This is a genomic window from Scandinavium sp. (genome assembly GCF_036271055.1).
Taxonomy (GTDB): domain Bacteria; phylum Pseudomonadota; class Gammaproteobacteria; order Enterobacterales; family Enterobacteriaceae; genus Scandinavium.
On sequence record NZ_DATBBJ010000080.1, the window covers coordinates 45,716 to 67,122 of the forward strand.

The window sequence follows — 21,407 nt, forward strand, 5'->3', positions numbered from 1 at the left end:
AACGGGTCAGGCTACATTGATAGCATACAAAAAATGTTAAGGAAGCTAACAAAGAACCCACATAACTCATTGTTTATTAAAACAAATAATGATATAAGTATCGATGAGACCTCACAATGTTAGTTCTTTTTTAATGATTACAGGTTAAAATCTCATAATTAAGTAATTGCATTAGAACGGGCATAAACTAACCATGAATCCACATTCCTTGGTAAAGAAAAAAGAGCTTGGAGCTTACTACACTCCAGCAGAACTCAGCCAAGTGCTAGCCAACTGGGCGATAGAGTCTTCAAGTGATCACATCCTAGAGCCAAGTTTTGGTGGTTGCGGTTTTTTTGATAGTTGTATATCACGGTTAGTTAACTTAGGCTGTAACTCTCCAGCAAAACAACTATTTGGAGTAGACATAGATCCGCTCGCTTTTGATATCCTCAGCCAAAAATTTGGAACAATCTTATCTATAGAAAATCGTTTCATACAAAACGATTTCATAAAAGTAAAACCAGAAGATTTTATTACACCTACATTCGATACTATAATCGGAAATCCACCATATGTTTCTATGCACAATATGACAGAAACACAAAGATCATCCTGTGAAAAAATATTACACAATTCACCATTCTCAGGACAAACCATAGGAAGAAATGCAAGCCTTTGGGCCTTTTTTTTGTTACATAGCCTTTCATTTTTAAAAACCAGTGGTCGTGTTGCATGGGTTTTACCAAGCAGTGCATTACATGCAGATTATGCTAAAAAATTAATAGATATATATAAAAAACATTTTGATACAATTAAAATTGTAAAATTAGCTGAGCGTTACTTTCGTTCTGAAGGAGCAGAAGAAACTTCCGTGATATTAGTTGGTAGTGGATTCAGTACAACTGAAGTTAAGATTTGTAATTTTTCAGTATATTCTGTAGATGGAATTTCTGATCTAGATATAATTCTAAAAAACGGAAATGAGAAGAATAGTCATAGTGATGAAAATTATAAATTAGCGTTTATTTCAACAATAATAAAAGACACATATAAGCAACTAAATTCATCTACTTTCTCATACCAATTAAATGATTTTATTGATATTAAAATCGGTATGGTTACAGGTGCAAATAAAATTTTTATTGTAAACAAGGAAATATTAGAAGGAAATAATATTCCTGCAAGTTGTGTTAAACCTGTAATAGGGCGGTTTTCCTCACTTATTGGGATCAGACACACAAAATCTAGGCAGCAGATGATTGAAAATCATAACCATCGTGTGTTTCTAGTAAACCCATCTTTGGAGCAGATGGAGGCCAAAGATTGCAATGTCAAAAAATATTTATCTCAGCTTCCATATTCAGAAATATTAAAAAATAGGACGTTCAAAAAAAGAACCTATTGGTTTTCGCCCGATGATAACATAATCCCAGATGGTTTTTTATCATATATGATTCACTTAGGCCCGAGATTGGTTATTAACCAAGCAAAGGTTAACTGTACAAACTCAATACACAGAATCTTTTTCCGTAAAAAAACCACATTAAAGAACAAATTAGCAATATCTTTAACACTCTTATCTACCTACTCACAATTCTCAGCTGAAGTTGAAGGTAGAGCTTATAGTTCAGGAGTATTAAAAATAGAACCTAGTGCTGGAAAAAGAATAAAAATTCTACTTAACGATCATTGTATAAATTTATTAAATGATGTATTAAAAAATGTTGAACATCATATAAAAAATAATGAGTTACATATAGCAACAAAAATCATTGATAAGGCATTGATACAATCTGGATTATTAACTCAAGTGCAATGTGATGTCTTATCAGAAGGTCTTTTATTCTTACGAAAAGAGCGATACAAAGGTGTGAGAAACTTCGATGAACAATGAAAATGAACTCAAGAAACAGTTGCTCAAAACAATTACCGTCTCAAAAGATGGTGCGCTACTTATTAATGATAATATCGATTATGATCGCTTAATCGAACTCTCAGAAAAAATTTCAGCTTTTGACAAAGAGAATGTTCGTTTCTCGGTTGATGCAAAGTTAGTAGAACGCTTAGGTGAGCAACTTGTAGCAAAAAAAACAACCGCATTGAGTGAGTTGGTCAAGAATGCTTATGATGCAGATGCTACAACCGTTTTTGTAGAATTCATTGGAACTGAGGAGCCAGGGGGAAAAATCAACATTCAAGACTCAGGGAATGGAATGAATTTTGATGAATTAATCAATGGTTTCATGAAAATTAGTACTGCAGATAAAGCAGAAAACCCTGTATCCCCTTCATATTCCCGCCCCAGAGCAGGTAAAAAAGGGATTGGAAGATTTTCTGCGCAAAAAATAGGTTCTTCATTAAAAATAATAACGAAAAAAAAGGATGATGACTTTTATACATGTATTGATATTGATTGGGATCTATATTCTTCTGGACAATCAATACAAACAATTAAGAACAAAATCACGCATGATCATACCAATGATTATAATTTTCAGCATGGTACTCGGTTGGAAATTGGTAATGTAAAAGAAGCATGGACAGACAATAATATCTCTACTGCCTTTCATTATCTATCTAACATTATAATGGTCAGACCAGCTGATGGTAATTTAGATCCTGGCTTTGATGTTAAATTCAATTTTATTGACAAATCAGGTAAATTGACCGATTTTATTTTAGATGATAATTCTGTATATTTTTCTTCCGCTGATGTCAAAGTCACAGCAGAAATGAAGAAAGGATATTGTTTAATAGATATCAAAGGTATTAATAACCCCAAGCTAGACAAACAATTAACGATAGAAGAGTATTATTTTGAAGATCTTTTAGAATGCGGTTATAGATTAGAGCTACATTATTTTGGATTGTCACAAGGAGATCCAAAAATTAAATATTTGAACGGTTTCTTACGTTCCAACGGAGGTATAGTACTCTATAGAAATGATTTCTATGTTGCTCCCTATGGGGAAAGATTCAATGACTGGCTAAGTTTAGATGAATCATCTAGACGAAGAGTCATATTACCCCCACACTCCAATACAAACTTTATTGGTGGCGTTTATGTCTATGACCCTGCTGGTAATAAATTTGAAGAGACATCATCACGCGAAGGTGTACTTGAAACAGAGAGCTTCAATCACTTAGTTGAATTAACAAAAAATATTGCTATAAAAGTTGCTTCTCATGTTGCTTCTGAAAAAGGAAGAAAAGTCACTGCTTCTCAAAAATATGAAAAGTCTAAGCCATTAAAAGAAAAAGTTGAAGAACAATTTGCAAATCTAAAAAATAAAATTATACAAAAAAGCGAATTAAAAACAACCCATCAAAGTGATGATAACGCTATTCAAACTGTTCATTCCACTGATGAATATCTAAAATTGGATAATGAGATTGAGCAAGAAATAATCACCTTTGATAATACCCTAAAAGAATATGTTAATGAGCAATTAATGTACAGAGTATTATCATCTATGGGGCTTGCTATTTCTGAATTCACTCATGAAATACAAACATATTTAACTAACTTAAGACTCAATAGTGTCACTCTTTTAAAACTTTCAGAAACTAATCCAGAAATATTAGAAATTCAGGGTGAGCTTGAGACTAACTTATCAATGCTTGTCGCGTATACTGACTTCTTCGATGGAACAATGCGAAGTAATTCCAATCGTGAAAAAAATCACTACGAAATAAGGCAAATCATAAATAAATTTTATAGTGCCATGTCACCAACGATTCAACGTAGGGGATATAAATTTGAATCGAAATTCGACTCATGGGATATATGGACAAAAAAACTACATATTTCAGAATTAATGTCTATTTTAATAAATTTATTTACAAACTCAATTAAAGCAATTCAAAGAGCTAACCCAGAAAAGGGTAAAATTCATCTTGATGTAAAGACAACTGAAAATTATATTACTATTAGGTTTGAAGATAATGGAGATGGAATTCCTGAAGATAAATGGGCTGAGATATTTAGGCCGTTATACACTACAGAAATACCTGCGAAATCTTATTCATCTGAAAATCAATATATGAGAGGCATGGGGCTAGGTCTTTCAATAACGGAACAAATCATTACAGAGTTAGACGGAGAAATATCCGTTACCTCACCTTCTGAAGGTTACAAAACTTGCATTAAAATAATACTGCCTAGAGCTAAAGAATCGGAGATTCCTGAAGATGCCTACTAAATATCTATATATTGATGATGACCGCTATGAAACTGTGAGAGCATATATAAATACGCTCGAAGCACAATCTGATGAAAAATTTAAAATTCACCATCGACAAGTTATGAATATAAAAGATGTCGTGAATTTAATAAGAGAAGAAGGATTTAAAGGTGTTATAATCGATCAGCAATTAACAGCGGAAAGTGATGATAATCTTAAAGTAGATTATTTTGGTACTACCTTGGCACAACACCTTAGGACAGTAATGGCAATTGGTGAAATAGCTGTCATGCCTTTAATTTTACTATCTAATGAAGAGAGGATTGTTGAATCCTTTACTCCTGATGATTCTTCTCATGATCTTTTTGATTATGTAATTAAAAAAAACAAATTAGCTGATCGAGGAATTCCTAAAAAAGCAGCAGAAGCCTTAAATGAATTAATTCATGCTTATAAATTAGCAAATGAAGTTCATAATAAAAATGGGGAAGATCTTCACGATAATAGCATTATGACTATTTTGGGGATAGATGAGGCTAAATTTGAACAAGTCGATAAAAGATTCATTGATTTCATAAAAGCAAAATCACATGATACTCATGCTGTAGTAAGTGCAATTTACTCAACATTAGTTCGCAGTGCTGGAATGTTAGTTACTGAAAAGATGTTGTTAACGCGTTTAGGGATAGATCAAAGCACTTCAGCCGACTGGGAAAATTTAAAGTCACGTTTTGACAATTGCTTATATAAAGGTATTTTTAGTACAAAAAAACGTTGGTGGTTTTCTTCAATAGAAGATTGGTGGTTTTCAATATCTCCAGAAAATCCTATACTTCAATCTTTAGATGTGAATGAGCGAGTTGAAATATTAAAACAGAAAACGAATCTAGTGGGTTTAAAGCCAATAACTTTATCGTATAAAGGAAACCAAAGCAGTCACTTATGGATAAATTGTGTTGCTACAGATGTTCCATTAGATCCGTACGATGCACTGAGAGCTAGAGATCCTGATCTAAAACCATGGGAACAACCTAAATATTTAGACCTTTTAGCAGTTCTCGAAGGTAAAACAGGTAAATACAGTGTCCATATTGAGGATAGAACTAAACGTTTAACACTGAAGGCGAGGTTAAAACCAGATGCCTAGTCCTCTAGAACTTGCCCAAGATTTAGAAAGAATTGCCGATATCTTAATGGAAGAAAACTTTATCTATAATCCTAGCCCATTGAGGAGTGTGAGAGATCAACTTAAAAGAAATCCGAAAAAATACTCTATAAATGGATTGATTTTCCACAGCGTAAATGGTGAATATGTCAGATCAGGGATATGGGATAAAAGCCTAGATGTTAAAATGAGCGGCCAAGTAGATATTAATGGCGATGATTTTGTTTATTCAAACGTCTCCAAGATGGTCATTGATATTGAATACTCCTGCCTTAAGGAAGAGGATGTATCCGAATGCAAAGGTTGTTGGCATATGGACTACCATGTTATGCCCGGGAATCCTCCATTATATATGCACCCAGATTATCACTTACATCACGGCGGAAAAAAGATTGCCGAACTGAATAATTTTGGCGATTTAGTTATTCTTGATACACCCAGAGTGATGCATCATCCCCTAGATATTATCCTAGGGATTGATTTCGTAATATCTAATTTCTTTTCAGAACGAGAATGGCGAAAACTTCGAGCTAGGAAAGAATACCACTGTATAGTAGAGAAAGCTCAAGAAAGCTGGTGGAAAGATTATTACTCTACTTTAAGTTCCTATTGGGATAGCAAAAACAAATCAACAAGAAAAGATCTGGATGCTGTTATTTCAGCAAAAAAATTAAACCCTCATTTCATATGAGATTAACTAATCAGGGAATGGGTATACATCCACTCCCTGATTCTATTTTGAAGCAACTAATAAAATACTGTATAATGTAATTTATAACTTTCAGATTCACTATACATTCGTTTTTATTGATACTTTATGTTTTATCAAAATCAAATGGGCTTACTGCTACCTCCCTGTTCGTATCCAGATAATCCGCCCACCACTGCAGCATTATCCTACGCTCCCCAAGATGCTCCGCCTTATGGATGTAAGCTGCCCGAACAGAGCTACGCTCCTGATGGCTCATCTGCCGCTCTACAGCATCCCTCGACCACAATCCCGATTCAATCAAAGAACTACACGCCATAGTCCTGAAGCCATGTCCACATACTTCCGTTTTCGTGTCATAACCCATCACTCGCAGAGCCTTGTTAATCGTATTCTCACTCATCGGCTTACGCAGATCGTGATCGCCCACAAAGATCAGCTCTCGGTTTCCATTCATGTTTTTGATCTTTTCCAAAATAGCTAAGGCTTGCCGCGACAAAGGAACAAGGTGAGGCGTCCGCATCTTTGAACCACGCTGTGAATGTTTAACACCGTCCAGCGCTTCACGCTCACCGGGGATCGTCCACATGGCCGTTTCAAAATCCACTTCTGACCAGCGAGCAAAACGCAGTTCACTCGAACGAATGAAGACCAACAAAGTGAGTTCAACAGCTAATCGAGTTAAGGGTCTGCCAGAGTAATGATCAATGCGGTGAAGTAATTCGGGAATACGTTCAAGATCTAGAGCCGCACGGTGCTTTCTTTTCGCCGTAGCAACCGCACCGGCAATCTCTTGAGCGGGGTTGTAGTCGATTAACCCACTCTGCACAGCAAAGCGCATAATCGCGGTAGTACGCTGCTGCAAACGAGCAGCGACTTCGAGACGCCCGGACGACTCCACCGCTTTGATGGGGACAAGTAGATCCCGTGTCTTCAGGTCAGCAATGTTCCGCTTACCGATGGCAGCAAAGAGATTATCTTCGAGACTTTTCAAGACACGAGCACTATGTGCTGAAGACCATTTCTGATTACTGGCGTGCCACTCTCTGGCGACCACTTCAAACGTTATCGCTTCCTGCTGTTGTTCTACCTTAACAGCTTTCTTGTTCTCACTGGGATCGACACCATTAGCTAACAGCTTACGGGCTTCATTCCGGCGTGCCCTGGCATCTGCCAGCGAGACTTCAGGGTATTTCCCCAGCGCCAGCATCTTCTCTTTTCCGCCGAAGCGATAACGAAGTCGCCAGTATTTAGAACCGTTAGGGTGAACCAGCAATACCATACCGTCACCATCAGTGAGCTTATAGGCTTTTGCTTCAGGCTTAGCCGAACGAACCTTCACATCACTCAGAGCCATGATGAGTATCCTTTCAAGGGTTCTGTGTGGGTACAATCATTATCGAACCGGGATATACCCGCAGATGTACCCGCAGCAGTAAGTTGATGTAGATTGAATCAGGTTGACTTAGGTTGAGTGAAAAAGCGAGGAAAGCCTTGCAGATACTGGATTTCAGGCACAAAAAAAGACGTCCGTTGACGTCTATTGATGTTCCGATGGTGCCGAAGGCCGGACTCGAACCGGCACGTATTTCTACGGTTGATTTTGAATCAACTGCGTCTACCGATTTCGCCACTCCGGCACGGAAGGGATCTGCTGATAGCGGTTGGGATTATACCTGTCATCTGCCGTCATGCAAGCGGCGTTCATGCTTGCGTCGGTTAAGTGCTGAAAATTGCAGCAGCGAGCTATTTTGGGTCGATTTCACTCACACTGGAATGCATCCAGAACGCTCATCTTACTCAGCCAAAAGAAGCACAACGCTCAGATATCTCAGACAATCCTCCCCTCTTCCCCGTGCATCCTGCCCCCTTCTGCTAAGCGCCGCGCAGCGCCATGCTCTACACTTCCTGTTCAACACCATAATGAGGGAAGTGCGATGTCCATCATCAAAAGTTACGCAGCGAAACAGGCGGGTGCAGACTTGGAAGTGTGGGAGTACGACGCGGGCGAACTGCTGCCAGAAGACGTTGAAGTGCAAGTGGACTACTGTGGGATCTGCCATTCCGACCTGTCGATGATCGACAACGAGTGGGGCATGTCGAGCTATCCGTTAGTTGCGGGTCACGAAATCATTGGTCGTGTGGCGGCGCTGGGAACGGCTGCGCAGAGCAAAGGCCTGAAAGTGGGTCAACGCGTGGGTGTGGGCTGGACAGCGCGAAGCTGTGGGCATTGCGACGCGTGCATCAGCGGTAACCAAATCAACTGTCTGGAAGGCTCGGTGCCGACCATTATGAACCGTGGCGGTTTTGCCGATAAACTACGCGCCGACTGGCAATGGGTCATTCCGCTGCCAGAAAGTATTGATATCGAAACGGCTGGCCCGATGCTGTGCGGCGGGATCACCGTCTTCAAACCTCTGTTGCTTAATAACGTGACGGCGACCAGTCGCGTCGGCGTGATTGGCATCGGCGGTCTGGGGCATATCGCGATTAAATTGCTGCACGCCATGGGCGCGGAAGTGACGGCGTTCAGCTCGAATCCGGCGAAAGAGAAAGAAGTGCTGGCGATGGGTGCAGGCCGCGTGGTCAACAGCCGTGACCCGGAAGCGCTGAATGCGTTGGCTGGGCAGTTCGATCTGATCATCAACACAGTGAGTGTCGATCTGGACTGGCAGCCGTATTTTGAAGCGCTGGCATACGGCGGCAACTTCCATACCGTCGGCGCGGTGATGAAGCCGTTGCAGGTGCAGGCCTTTACGTTGATTGGCGGCGACCGCAGCATCTCCGGTTCTGCCACCGGTAACCCGTCTGAACTGCGCAAGCTGATGAAATTTGCCGGGCGCAGCAAAGTGGCACCAACCACCGAATTGTTCCCGATGTCGCAAATCAATGAAGCACTGAAACACGTCCGCGAGGGTAAAGCCCGCTATCGCGTGGTGCTGAAAGCAGACTTTTAAGTATTGCTGAGTGACGTATTGCCCGGCGGTGCAACACTTGCACCGCCGGGCATTTTCATTTAAGCGTTCGGCACGCCCGGAATCACTTCGGCGCTCTCTTTTTGCTGCGACGCATGTTCTTCTTTCGCTTTTAAACGATCCCACGCGCGGAAGAACGGATAGTAAATCACCAGCGAAATCGCCAGATTCACCCCTTGTAGAATGGTGCCGGAGACATGCCCGCCAGTCGCCAGATAACCGCTGAGGAAAATCGGTGTGGTGAACGGCAGCGCTATGCCCGCAGGCGGTGCAACCAGCCCGATCGCCATCGCGGTATAGCTGACAATCACCAGCAGCACAGGCGTCAATATAAACGGCAGGAAGAAGTACGGGTTCATTACCAGCGGTATACCAAACACCATCGGTTCGCTGATGTTAAACAGCGCGGCGGGTGCGGCGATTTTCCCGAGCTGTTTCATCTGCGCGCTACGGCTGCGGAACACCATAAAGATAACCAGCCCTAACAGCGCACCCGTTCCCCCTGGGGCAATCCACAAATCATAAAACTGCTGAGTGATGATGTGCGGAATAGGCAGGCCGTTCTGGAACGCAGTCAGGTTCTCCGCCATGTTCGATAGCCAAACGGGCTGTATGAAGACCAGCACAATCGCATCGCCATGCAGGCCGAGCGTCCACAGAATACCAATCAGAATAACCGAAATGATCATGCCTGGCAGCGTGCCACCCACGTGATGCATCGGGATGCCGATAAGTGTGGCGATCATGCTATTAATATCGCCGAACGGTGAGGCTTCTACCGCCAGACGCAACGCTAACACTACTGCCAGTACGCAGAAACCCGGCACCAGCGCGAGGAACGATTTTGCCACCGCAGGCGGCACGCCATCCGGCATGCGGATAACCAGATTACGGTTGGCGACGAAGCGATAAATCTCGGTGGAAAGCAGCGAAATCACAATCGCCACAAACAGCCCCTGGCTGCCCACGAAATTGATCGGAATAACGCCCTTTACCACTTCTGCCGCGCCTTGAACCGGCGTAAACAGTGTGTTCTGCGGAATGGTCATCACGAACGCCACCAGCGACATCGCCCCGGCGGTGAGCGGGTCAAGCGTGCGGTACTTTTCCGCCAGGCGGTAGGCGATGCCGAAGCTCGAAATCAGCGCCATGATGTCGTAGGTCGCCTTTACTGGATACAGCATCTTATCGCGCCAGACATCGCCAAACAGATGGGTCATCAGATCGGCGTAGCCCGGCACTGGCAGGTAGGCGAAAATCAGGAAAAACGAGCCAATCAGCATAAACGGCATGTTGAGAATAATGCCGTCACGGACCGACAGGACGTGCTTTTGCCCGGCGATTTTCAGCGCGACGGGCATGACATAGCGTTCAATGAGCGTTGTTTTTGACATTTGTAACCCCGTCTCTTGCGTTAAAAAATCGTTATTAATTAAATTGCGGTAACCACTGGCGATTCAGGGTTAACACTTCTTCCAGCAACGCCTGCGCGTCGGTCACGTTGCCCACTAATGGGTTGGTGACCAGCGCCAGCAGCGCACTTTCACGGCAGCCATGAACAGCCGCTTCAATCGTTAAATGCTCGAACGCTTTGACCTGTTGGGTCAGGCCATTCATTGCCGGAGGCAACGGACCAAACGCCAGCGGGCGTGCGCCTTGTGCGTCGATTATGCTGTTGGTTTCCACCACCGCGTCATCATCGAACCCGTGAATGGCACCGTTGTTGCGGGTATTGACCACCATCTCTTTACCGAGGTTGTTGTGGATGGCGTTGATCAGCTCCACCGCCACTTCGGAATAGTACGCGCCGCCACGGAAGCTCAACTGCTCTGGTTTTTCATCCAGACTCGGGTTGGCGTACAGTTCAAACAACTCCTGCTCGACTTTCATCACCTGTTCGGCGCGCGTGCCCTTGCCTTTCGCCGCTTCAATTTCGTCAGCCAACATCGCTGGCGTCAGCCAGAAATAGCGGTGATACGGACAAGGAATGGCATTCAGCGCTCGCAGGAAATCAGCAGGCCACGGCAGCTCTTTGATGTTGTTCATTGACAGCGCATTGCCATCGCACAACATTTCAATCACCTCAGCCGTCACATCTTTACGGTCCCGCATCACTTTGTGGATCCATACCATGTGGTTCAGCCCGGCAAAGCGCAGATTAAGCGTGGATTCATCGGCATCGAGCATTTTGCCAATCATGTGCTGCATGTTGATCGGCACGTTGCACAGGCCGATGATTTTGGCTTTGCTGTAGCGGCTGACCGCCTCGGTGACAATCCCGGCCGGGTTGGTGAAGTTGAGGATAAAGGCGTCGGGAGCCAGTTCTTCGACTTTACGCGCCACTTCCAGGATCACAGGAATAGTACGCAGCGCTTTAGCAAAGCCACCGACGCCTGTGGTTTCCTGGCCCAAAAGGTTGTATTTCAGCCCTAACCGCTCGTCCTGCGCTCGCGCCGCCAGTTGCCCGACACGCAGTTGCGTCAGTACGAAGTTCGCGCCACGAATGGCATCATCCAGCGTAAAATGGACGCTCACTTTGACGTGTTCGAGCCCTTTGTGTTTGAGCATGCGCTCGGTCAGCGCGGCAATAATGCCCACTTTCTCGCGTCCCGATTCCACGTCCACCAGCGCCAGTTCCGTCACCGGAAGCTGCTCGTAGCGCACGATAATCCCTTCAATCAATTCTGGGGTGTAGCTGCTACCACCGCCGATGACGGCGATTTTCAATGCTTGCATGATGACCTCGTTTTCGGCACACAGAAGCCCACGCGTGAACGCGAACGTCACGCGAAAGTGCCAGTCAGATTAAAAAAGGAAAATCAGTGAGCGATCAGGGCCAGGGCTTTGTCGAGTACCGCCGCGCCACGCATCATACCGTAGTCGGCCATGTCGATAACCGCAACGGCTTTACCTTGTGGCTCGGCAATGGCGGAAAGGCGGGTGATTTCATATTTGACCTGCGGGCCGAGCAGCACCACATCTGCGCCCGGCAATTCACGTTCGAATTCAGCGACGGGTACGGCGTAGATATCCAACTCCAGCGAGCGCAGTTGGGCTTCGGCTTTCATTTTGTTCACCAGCATGCTGGTCGACATCCCAGCGGCACAACACAAAACGATTCTTGGCATAACTTACCCCTTCGATGGTTCATGCGGTCATTCAGGACGCACATGACTATATTGTTAAGATTATGTGATAGAGAAGGCTATATGAAATTTATTTTCATGGATGTGATCAATGCATACTTTTCATTCATTTTTTTGAGAGGGGCGTCGAGGTGCCTAAAAGGCGCTGCGCGTGGCATATCCCTTGGGATCGCTCGCTTGCAGGCCGCGGAGTGGGCGGAAAAGTAACGATAAAAAAAAGCCAGCAGGAGTCAGCTGGCTGGGGGAGGCTAAAACATCAATCACACGCTTGCCATTGATGTGAACCGAACGGATGACAAAATTATTATCTGCCGCAAAAGTGTTTAATACGGCCTCATTATTGCGCTGAACCGTGAGGCCAGAATAATTATTTTACAGATACGTAATTTTAAACTGGGCAGAAAGCGAGACATTCCCCGGCGTCGGTGCATAAGAAGATGACACCAAACACGCAATCAGTTTCAATGTTCCAGAACTGGCGCCCTCGCCACTGTAGGAGGTTCCAACGTTATACGATGTGCTCATCTCTTCATTCACATCCAAGCGATTATATTTTCCTTTAACGCTTGCTGTTGCATCCCAAAAAGCAACGCCGACATATTTAGCCGCATCGGTAGTCGCTGTATTAGCAAGAATCGTCGGGTCAACCGTATCCTCGGCACCCAGAATACTCATTTGTGCCATTTGGTTATCCATGCAGCCTTGAAACTCAACGCGCACAGTTTGTATTTGCCCGGTAGAAGACTGAGGCTGATCGATAGTACTGATTGGCAGGGCATAAACATTAACCGGGCCAAAATCGATAGTGCTCGGTAGTGTTACTTTGCAAGGGTTAGCTTCAGCGTCACCGCTAAAGTGTACATCTTGTGATTCCACCGTTTCAAACGCATTGGCGACGCCAACGCCCAACAGTGAAAGCATCGCGCTAAAAACCATTTTCGTAAAAGCATTCATGATAACTTTCTCTTTAATTTTAAAGTAGATACGCTAAATAAATCGGGTAATACACGATCGAATTACCGGCATTGCCTCATTTCTGCATACCCGTTAAAGGTAAGTGATTTTAAACCGGGCGACCGCTGCGATATGCCCGGCAGTAGCAGGAATACTTTCAGGTCTGACTAAACTGGCTTTTAAATGGATCGAACCGCGCGTGACATCACCGACAGCCGCAACGCCAATCTGGTAAATAGAGGACGTGCCGCTATTTAAATCTATTTTCGTGTCTTTATGTGACGCCGTATCCCAAAATGAAATAGCAATATTGGATGCCGCAGTCTCTTCCGTCTCAGCATTTGCCAGCACCGTTTCATCGGCTGAATCGGCAATACCAGAAACTGAGACTTCGGCCTGTTGACTCTCAGGACAACTCTCAAATTGAATATTGTATATTTGGGTATTCTCTCCATTTACTGTCTCACTGGAGCTAAGACTGAGAGAATCGATATTAATATGTCCAAAATCGACGACATCAGGAAGTATCACCTTACACGATGTGCTGTTCAGGTTGCCAGAAACCGTCAGGTCATACGCTTCTGTTCCTGTAAAAGCCGTCGCAACGCCAATCGGTAAAAATGAAGCTGAGAGCAGACTACATAATATTATTTTCGCCAGAGTATTCATATAATATCCTTTAATTTCCCTATCAATAACCCTCTAATCATATTGATATTGCTCAGAGGTTATGTGCACTATTTCATCACCAACATCACGCCGTAAAATAAAGCCAATCAGCATAATCATTACCGTGTTCGGTGACCTACGCCGTCTCAACTCGCTTATATCTTATTGATAACAAGGTTGATGAGCAGATGAACTTTACTGTCGGCGCGGGTGTACATAAAGTGCTCCGATGTCTATTCGTGGACCTCAGAAAGCGCATTTTCAAACGCCAACACACCAGTTATCGCGGGTTTCCCAGAGTAAAGCGGCGTCGCGAAATGGCGCTGAAATACAGTACTCAGAAGAAAAAAGGGCATTTTTTGCCGCTAAAAACAGCTAATTTCCTGTCATTCGAGCGACGCAACGCCCGTCGCACATCGATAATATATTGTTAAAAACGCGATCCAGATTGTGAACCAGCCTTAGCCGTCATCGCGAAATAGTGGTATAACGTGGCTATAAGCATATGAAAAATATTTTCAAATCGTGACTTCACGCAAAGGGCAGAACCGGATGGATATCGTTGTTCAACTGAAGGATGGGATGAGCCGTTTCAGCACCCAGGAATCCCGGGTGGCGGCGTTTATTCTGGAAAACATGAGTTTTACCGCCAGCGCCTCGATTGACGAACTGGCAGCGAAAGCGGGCGTCAGTCCGGCAACCATCACCCGTTTTGCCCGTTCGGTGGGCTGCGATGATATTCGTGATCTGCGTAAACAACTGGCGCAGGCCAGTGAGCGTCGCTCGACGTGGGTGTCAGGGAACAGCGCTGCACTGCCTTCTGCCTGGCGCGATCGCTTTGATACCATCAATTTGACGCTCACCCACCAGTTGCAGCACACCAGCGAAAGTGCGGTAGAGAAGCTAAAATCACGCCTGCAAACCGCCCGTGCCGTGCACTGCTTTGCGCTCGGCGACCAAGATGTGCCGCTGGCGACGCTGCTGCAACATCAGCTGCTGCCGCTCGGGATTGCCATTAACCTCTGTCAGGACGGCAACCTGATGCGCATGATCGCCAGCACCCTGAGCGACGATCATCTGCTGCTGGTCCTGGCAACTGGCCCCGCAGATAACCTGCTGCAAAGCGCCACGTTGCAAGCCAGAATGCAGGGCGCGACCATATTCGCTCTGACCCCGGATTCACACGCGCTAAGCAATATGGCGGCAGAAGTGCTGCCGCTGGCCTCTTCTGCTCAAGCGGCGCGATACGCCCTGCTGATGCTTGTCGATTTACTCAACGACACGCTCATCGCGTGATCTCCCTCACAGCGCGACCTGCGCTGTGAACCTCTGATTTTGCGGCTTTTTTGCACACTTCAAACTATCAGAAATTTCACTATAAGCCACATTGCCCGCCTACTGCGCTGTCCCATTTTTACTTTGTTCTGAATCAAAAAAATCGCAAACATGTTTAATGCAAATCACTACATATAGAACTTAAAATGCCCCCCCGACCCTATATATTGTATTAATCGTTTATTCTCACACCAATTCCTCAAGACGTTGGGTGCTGAAATTTGTGGATAAAAGGGTCGTGACAGAAGGTAAGTAGTGGGTGAATAAGCCCAATTGCAACTTCGGTCAGCATTCTCCTCTGTGGATAACCTGTTCTTATAATTATGGAGTGATCATGACACCGCATGTGATGAAACGAGACGGCTGTAAAGCGCCTTTCAACTCAGTACGCATTCAGGAAGCTATCCTGCGTGCGGCCAAAGCAGCGGGAGTCGATGACGCAGACTATTGCGCCACCGTCGCAGAAGTCGTTTGCTCGCAAATGCAGGGCCGCGACAGCGTTGATATCAATGAGATCCAGACCGCAGTTGAAAACCAGCTGATGGCAGGCCCACATAAGCAACTGGCTCGCGCGTATATCGAATACCGTCACGACCGTGACGTGCAGCGCGAAAAACGTGGCCGTCTGAATCAGGAAATTCGTGGTCTGGTTGAACAAACTAACTCCGCCCTGCTCAACGAGAACGCCAACAAAGACAGTAAAGTGATCCCGACCCAGCGCGACCTGCTGGCGGGTATCGTCGCTAAACACTACGCTCGTCAGCATCTGCTGCCGTACGACGTGGTTCAGGCGCACGAGCGTGGCGAAATTCATTACCACGATCTCGACTACTCACCGTTCTTCCCAATGTTTAACTGCATGCTTATCGATCTGAAAGGCATGCTGACCCAGGGCTTTAAGATGGGTAACGCGGAAATTGAGCCGCCGAAATCCATCTCAACCGCCACGGCCGTCACCGCGCAAATCATCGCCCAGGTCGCCAGCCATATTTATGGCGGCACCACCATCAACCGCATTGATGAAGTGCTGGCCCCGTTTGTGAGCGAGAGCTTTAAAAAGCACCGCCAAACGGCAGAAGAGTGGCAGATCCCGGATGCCGATGGTTATGCGCATTCCCGCACCGAAAAAGAGTGCTACGACGCGTTCCAGTCGCTGGAATATGAAGTGAATACACTGCACACCGCCAACGGTCAGACCCCGTTCGTCACCTTTGGTTTTGGTCTCGGCACCACTTGGGAATCGCGCCTGATTCAGCAGTCCATTCTGCGTAATCGCATTGCCGGCCTCGGTAAAAACCGCAAAACCGCGGTGTTCCCGAAACTGGTGTTTGCGATCCGCGACGGCCTGAATCACAAGTTTGGCGACGCCAACTACGACATCAAACAGCTGGCGCTGGAGTGCGCGAGCAAGCGTATGTATCCGGACATCCTGAACTACGACCAGGTGGTGAAAGTCACCGGTTCGTTCAAGACGCCAATGGGCTGTCGCAGTTTCCTCGGCGTGTGGGAAAACGAAAATGGCGAACAGATCCATGAAGGCCGTAACAATATCGGCGTGATCAGCCTGAACTTGCCGCGCATTGCGCTCGAAGCGAAAGGCAACGAAGCGGCGTTCTGGACGCTGCTGGATGAACGTCTGGAGCTTTGCCGTAAAGCGCTGATGACGCGTATCGCCCGCCTGGAAGGCGTGAAAGCGCGCGTGGCCCCGATTCTGTATATGGAAGGCGCGTGTGGCGTACGTCTGAAAGCAGACGACGATGTCTCAGAAATTTTCAAAAACGGCCGCGCATCCATTTCACTGGGTTATATCGGCATTCACGAAACCATCAACGCGCTGTTTGGCGATTCGCACATGTACGACAGCGAAGCGCTGCGTGAAAAAGGCGTGGCGATTGTCCAGCGCATGCGCGATGCAGTTGACCAATGGAAAGACGAAACCGGCTACGGTTTCAGCCTGTACAGCACGCCAAGCGAAAACCTGTGCGACCGCTTCTGCCGTCTCGACACCGCCGAATTCGGCCTGATCGATGGCGTGACCGACAAAGGGTATTACACCAACAGCTTCCACCTCGACGTGGAGAAGAAGGTGAACCCGTACGACAAAATCGATTTCGAAGCGGCCTACCCGCCAATCGCGAACGGCGGTTTCATCTGCTACGGCGAGTACCCAAACATTCAGCACAACCTGAAAGCGCTGGAAGACGTGTGGGATTACAGCTATCAGCACGTGCCGTATTACGGCACCAACACGCCGATTGATGAATGTTACGAGTGCGGCTTTACCGGTGAGTTCGAATGCACCAGCAAAGGCTTCACCTGCCCGAAATGCGGCAACCACGACGCTGCGCGCGTCTCCGTGACCCGTCGCGTATGCGGTTATCTCGGCAGCCCGGACGCCCGTCCGTTCAACGCCGGTAAGCAGGAAGAAGTGAAGCGTCGCGTGAAACATTTAGGGAATGGGCAGATCGGCTAACGTTCTGTTTTATCGTCCTCATTGCCCGGCGGCGCTGCGCTTGCCGGGCCTACGCATTTACCATTTCATATGCTTTTCACAAACCAATTGGCGTCAGGACAAGGCGGCAAACGAGTGAATCCCAGGGAGCTTACATAAGTAAGTGACCTGGGTGAGTGAGAGCAGCCAACACCGTCATGGCGTCAATTGGGACGTGAAAAATGAATTACCACCAGTACTACCCTGTCGATATAGTGAACGGGCCTGGCACGCGCTGCACTCTGTTTGTTTCTGGCTGCGTCCACGAATGCCCCGGCTGCTATAACAAAAGCACCTGGCGGCTGAATTCCGGCCTGCCGTTTACCCAGGAAATGGCGGATCGCATCATTGCGGATCTCAACGATACGCGCGTCAAACGCCAGGGAATTTCACTGTCAGGCGGCGACCCGCTGCATCCACAAAACGTGCCGGAAATTCTGAAGCTGATTCAGCGTATTCATGCCGAATGCCCTGGGAAAGACATTTGGGTCTGGACGGGTTACACACTGGCAGAATTGAATGACGCGCAAAAGGAAGTGGTAGAACTCATCAATGTATTGATTGATGGCAAGTTTGTGCAGGACTTGAAAGACCCGGCGCTGATCTGGCGCGGTAGCAGTAATCAGGTGGTTCATCACCTGCGTTAAGTCTCAGGCGGAAACCCCTTCCGCCTGACTTTTAAAACCGACTCACACACTCCATCGCCACAGTTTTAAATTCACTAAAGTCCTTACAACCACACAGCCGTGTCATCGCCCGTTCGCGCAGGAACGTCACGAAAATATCGTAAATCGCCATCGCTTCTTCGTACTCACTTTTGCTGATCGCCAGCAGGAAAATCACGTGCGCGGTTTCATCGCCCCAGGCAATGCCTTGCGGAGCCAACACCGTGTAGACCACCGTTTTCTTCGCCAGCAGACCCAGGGAGTGAGGCAACGCAATTCCGTCGCCGAGCATTGTGCTGACAATCGCTTCACGTTCGACCACGGACCCCACAAACTCACTATCGACAAAGCCTTCTTCACGGAGTTGATCGCACAACTCGGCAAACAGCGTGTGCTGATCGACAGGTTCGTTGATAATGCGAAAATGCCGGGCATCGAAGAATTTCTCCAGCATCCACGGCCGAGTTCTGTCCACCAGCACCAGTTTGCCGATTTGTTCCAGCTGATAATCCGTTGGGAACGGTGACATGACGACCACTGGCTTATCTTTTTCAGCAATGCGCGCGGTCGAAACCACAAAGTCTTCGCTGATGTTTTCCCGTTGCTCGTAGTCGCGCAGGGTGATGGTTTCGGTCATTTCCAGTTGCGGGTATTTACGCTGCAACACCGCTTCGATCATGCGCACCATCGCATTCCCGGCGTCGCACACCAGCAGCACACGCGGCTGGCGCTGATAACCGATGTTGTAGTGACGCTCCAGCCCGACACCAATGTGCAGCACCAGGAAACCTATTTCGTTTTCGCTGATGGTCCACGGCGTGTATTTACTCCAGCCAGACACCGCCGCGAGAGTCATATCCCAGGCCATCGGATAGTGCTGTTTGATGTTATCGAGCAAGGGATTGGGCAACATTATCTGGTAGCGCACGCGGGTGATCATGGTTTTGATATGCGTCAGCAGGTCTGCGTGCAGTTGCTCATCGTTCAGCAAGTTGTAGTTATAGTGGCTGTTGATGTACTGCAAAATGTAATTCGCCAACGCTTCACCATCGTCGGCGTTAATCTGGCTGGGCGCGATCTCCTGCACCTGACGGGCGGCGATGTGCACACACAGCCAGTTTTCTTCTGAAGCGGCCAGCGTTTTACCTGCCAGTTGCTGAATAGCCGCCGCAACATTACGCGCGGCGTGGCGTACATTTTCAGCCACATCATCGGCCGTAAAGTCTGGCAGCGGATACCCTTCGCTGACACGGCGCACCGCCACGGCACAATACAGACGCACAAACAGCTCGCCCTCATCCGTCAGACGAATATGCCAGCGGTTGAAGACTTCCTGCATCACTACCGTCAGTTGTTCGGGAACGCCCGCATTCAGCGCTTCTTCGGTCAGCAGCGGATTGGCGCTGTCCTTTTGCGCCAGTTGCCAGAGCAGGTCGGTGAGACAGGCGCGAATCGACATTTCGCTGCCAAACAATTTCACACCGTGACGCGGTCGGGTTTCCAGCGTCAGCTGATAACGCGCCAGCCATTCGCGCACTTCCGCCATATCGCCCTGCAACGTTCCGCGGCTGACAAACCATTCATCGGCTAAATCTTCAAGTTTCAGGGAAAAAGCGGAAGTCAGAAAACGAACCATCAGATAATGCACGCGCTCGCTGCCAGTACGTGGAATACGCAACATACGCGGGCGGGAATCTTGCAGTGACTGGAATAACGTTTGATCGTCAACGCGCAACTGATAACCATTGCCACGGCTGAGAATAAATTGTGCACCATGCTGAGCCAGCAATTCATTGAGTGCAGTGATATCAGCCCGAACAGTACGCGTGGAAACGGACAACCGCTGGGCGAGTTCATCCTGCGGCAGCGTTTCGTTTTGCAACATTTCAAACAGTTGCGCTAAGCGTTGATTCGGGAATCGCACTCCGGTGTCCTCTTTTCGAAACGGGCGCTTTACGCCCGTAGTTCTGCTTATGATTGGGGTGTTATCACCATCTGCGACGGGCTTCCCACGGCGGTATAGCCCGGCTCAAAGGTCAATTTTCCGCTCTGCGGGGCGACCTTAAAGCGCGTGATGTTGTCGCTCCGCTGGTTCATGACATACAACCACTGGCCTTTCGGATCGAGCGTAACGGTGCGCGGATAATCGCCACGCGTCCAAACATCATCCTGATGAATCAATTCACCGTCGGCGGATACCGTAAAGTGTGCGACGCTGTTATGCAAACGATTGGCGACATAGAGCTGTTTTCCATCGTGGCTCAGCACCAATCCGGCAGCAAAGTTGGTGCCTTTGTACTCTTTTGGCAACGACGACACGGTTTTCCCTTCGGTCAGGGTGCCTTTGGTTTTATCGAGGCGATAATGGGTCAGCGTCGAGGCTTCTTCATTGATCAACCAGAGCCCATCCCCTTTCGGCGTGAAGACAAAGTGACGCGGGCCAGCGCCTTTTGACGAGGCGTCAATAAACGGCGGCGTGTTTGGCGTCAGCTTGCCTGTCGCGTCATCCAGTTGATATTGATAGATTCGGTCCAGACCCAGATCGGTCGAGAACACGTATTTTCCCTGAAGGTCGGCGGCGATCATGTGCGCATGTGGCCCATTGTGATCGCTTGCAGCAAAACTGCCGTCCACCGCCGCTTCCGGCTTAATCGCCCCCGCCGGGCCTTCATCCTGATGGGTATCTGTTGCCTCACCCAAACTGCCGTCATCCTTCACCGGCAAAACCGCGATCGTGCCACTCACGTAGTTCGCCACCAGCAGATGCCGACCGTTCGGCGTCAGCGATAAATACACCGGTCCCGCACCACCAGATGAAACCTGATTCAGCTCGGTCAGGCTGCCATCAGCGCCAATTTTCAACGCCTGAACCAGTCCTTTATCCGCTTCGCTGGCGACATACAGCGTTTTGCCGTCATGAGAAGCGGTTAACTGCGCGGCATTAGGCAGTGAACTCACCAACGTTTTATCGCGCAAATCGCCGGTCGTTGGGTCGACTGTAAAACGGTACAGACCTTCGCCATTCGGGTTATAGGTGCCGACCCAGGCAAATTGCGCCTGTGCATTGGCGGCGGTAGCAAGCAGTGAGAATGAAGCGACAAGCAGATGACGTGCAGACAGCATGGGAACTCC

Annotated in this window: 16 protein-coding genes and 1 tRNA gene; 8 read left to right on the forward strand and 9 right to left on the reverse strand. The window is 47.2% G+C overall.

The window, feature by feature from the left end; all coding sequences use genetic code 11:
- The first annotated feature begins 193 nt into the window (after nucleotides 1–193).
- From VH187_RS18010 to VH187_RS18025, 4 genes are read left to right on the forward strand one after another with little or no spacing between them, the layout of a single operon-like run.
- Nucleotides 194–1,876 carry an N-6 DNA methylase gene (locus VH187_RS18010; RefSeq protein ID WP_329702822.1) on the forward strand — a complete coding sequence of 561 codons (1,683 nt, stop codon included), beginning with the start codon at nucleotides 194–196 and terminating at the stop codon, nucleotides 1,874–1,876.
- Nucleotides 1,866–4,184: a sensor histidine kinase gene (locus VH187_RS18015; protein WP_329702823.1), complete on the forward strand. Its 2,319-nt coding sequence runs from the start codon at nucleotides 1,866–1,868 to the stop codon at nucleotides 4,182–4,184. The genes VH187_RS18010 and VH187_RS18015 overlap by 11 nt, the downstream gene beginning before the upstream one ends.
- The gene (locus VH187_RS18020; RefSeq protein WP_329702824.1) at nucleotides 4,174–5,313 is read left to right on the forward strand and encodes a hypothetical protein; all 1,140 of its coding nucleotides are present in this window, start codon (nucleotides 4,174–4,176) and stop codon (nucleotides 5,311–5,313) included. Before VH187_RS18015 ends, VH187_RS18020 begins: the two co-directional genes overlap by 11 nt.
- Nucleotides 5,306–6,022 (forward strand): hypothetical protein, encoded by a 717-nt coding sequence (locus VH187_RS18025; RefSeq protein ID WP_329702825.1) that lies wholly within the window; start codon nucleotides 5,306–5,308, stop codon nucleotides 6,020–6,022. Before VH187_RS18020 ends, VH187_RS18025 begins: the two co-directional genes overlap by 8 nt.
- 124 nt (nucleotides 6,023–6,146) lie before the next feature.
- On the opposite strand, the gene VH187_RS18030 is transcribed toward VH187_RS18025, so the two are convergent.
- Complete coding sequence (locus VH187_RS18030) at nucleotides 6,147–7,397, reverse strand: tyrosine-type recombinase/integrase (protein ID WP_329702826.1); 1,251 nt, start codon at nucleotides 7,395–7,397, stop codon at nucleotides 6,147–6,149.
- A 198-nt stretch (nucleotides 7,398–7,595) separates the two neighbouring features.
- Nucleotides 7,596–7,680 (reverse strand) — tRNA-Leu (locus VH187_RS18035).
- A 297-nt stretch (nucleotides 7,681–7,977) separates the two neighbouring features.
- On the opposite strand from VH187_RS18035, the gene ahr reads away from it, so the two are divergent.
- Entirely contained in the window at nucleotides 7,978–8,997 is a 1,020-nt protein-coding gene (gene ahr, locus VH187_RS18040; protein WP_329702827.1) for an NADPH-dependent aldehyde reductase Ahr, read from the forward strand.
- Between the two features lie 59 nt (nucleotides 8,998–9,056).
- On the opposite strand, the gene celB is transcribed toward ahr, so the two are convergent.
- From celB to VH187_RS18065, 5 genes are all read right to left on the reverse strand, one after another.
- Nucleotides 9,057–10,409 (reverse strand): PTS cellobiose transporter subunit IIC, encoded by a 1,353-nt coding sequence (gene celB, locus VH187_RS18045; RefSeq protein ID WP_329702828.1) that lies wholly within the window; start codon nucleotides 10,407–10,409, stop codon nucleotides 9,057–9,059.
- Nucleotides 10,410–10,443: 34 nt separating this feature from the next.
- On the reverse strand, nucleotides 10,444–11,751 hold the full coding sequence (locus VH187_RS18050) for a 6-phospho-beta-glucosidase (RefSeq protein ID WP_329702829.1): 1,308 nt from the start codon (nucleotides 11,749–11,751) through the stop codon (nucleotides 10,444–10,446).
- An 83-nt stretch (nucleotides 11,752–11,834) separates the two neighbouring features.
- Nucleotides 11,835–12,143 carry a PTS sugar transporter subunit IIB gene (locus VH187_RS18055; protein ID WP_329702830.1) on the reverse strand — a complete coding sequence of 103 codons (309 nt, stop codon included), beginning with the start codon at nucleotides 12,141–12,143 and terminating at the stop codon, nucleotides 11,835–11,837.
- Nucleotides 12,144–12,533: 390 nt separating this feature from the next.
- Nucleotides 12,534–13,115, reverse strand: coding sequence for a fimbrial protein (locus tag VH187_RS18060; RefSeq protein ID WP_329702831.1), 582 nt, complete (start codon nucleotides 13,113–13,115; stop codon nucleotides 12,534–12,536).
- A gap of 93 nt (nucleotides 13,116–13,208) precedes the next feature.
- Entirely contained in the window at nucleotides 13,209–13,784 is a 576-nt protein-coding gene (locus VH187_RS18065) for a fimbrial protein (protein ID WP_329702832.1), read from the reverse strand.
- Between the two features lie 552 nt (nucleotides 13,785–14,336).
- Between VH187_RS18065 and VH187_RS18070 the strand changes: the two genes are divergently transcribed.
- The 3 genes from VH187_RS18070 (at nucleotide 14,337) to nrdG (ending at nucleotide 18,257) form a co-directional block, all read left to right on the forward strand.
- On the forward strand, nucleotides 14,337–15,080 hold the full coding sequence (locus tag VH187_RS18070; RefSeq protein ID WP_329702833.1) for a MurR/RpiR family transcriptional regulator: 744 nt from the start codon (nucleotides 14,337–14,339) through the stop codon (nucleotides 15,078–15,080).
- A 373-nt stretch (nucleotides 15,081–15,453) separates the two neighbouring features.
- Entirely contained in the window at nucleotides 15,454–17,592 is a 2,139-nt protein-coding gene (gene nrdD, locus VH187_RS18075) for an anaerobic ribonucleoside-triphosphate reductase (protein WP_329702834.1), read from the forward strand.
- A gap of 200 nt (nucleotides 17,593–17,792) precedes the next feature.
- Complete coding sequence (nrdG, locus tag VH187_RS18080) at nucleotides 17,793–18,257, forward strand: anaerobic ribonucleoside-triphosphate reductase-activating protein (RefSeq protein ID WP_329702835.1); 465 nt, start codon at nucleotides 17,793–17,795, stop codon at nucleotides 18,255–18,257.
- 31 nt (nucleotides 18,258–18,288) lie between these two features.
- Here nrdG and VH187_RS18085 read toward each other — a convergent pair whose 3' ends face one another.
- Together VH187_RS18085 and VH187_RS18090 are read right to left on the reverse strand one after the other, a co-directional pair.
- Nucleotides 18,289–20,199 (reverse strand): BglG family transcription antiterminator, encoded by a 1,911-nt coding sequence (locus VH187_RS18085; protein ID WP_329702836.1) that lies wholly within the window; start codon nucleotides 20,197–20,199, stop codon nucleotides 18,289–18,291.
- Between the two features lie 47 nt (nucleotides 20,200–20,246).
- On the reverse strand, nucleotides 20,247–21,398 hold the full coding sequence (locus VH187_RS18090) for a lactonase family protein (protein ID WP_329702837.1): 1,152 nt from the start codon (nucleotides 21,396–21,398) through the stop codon (nucleotides 20,247–20,249).
- Between the last annotated feature and the right edge of the window lie 9 nt (nucleotides 21,399–21,407).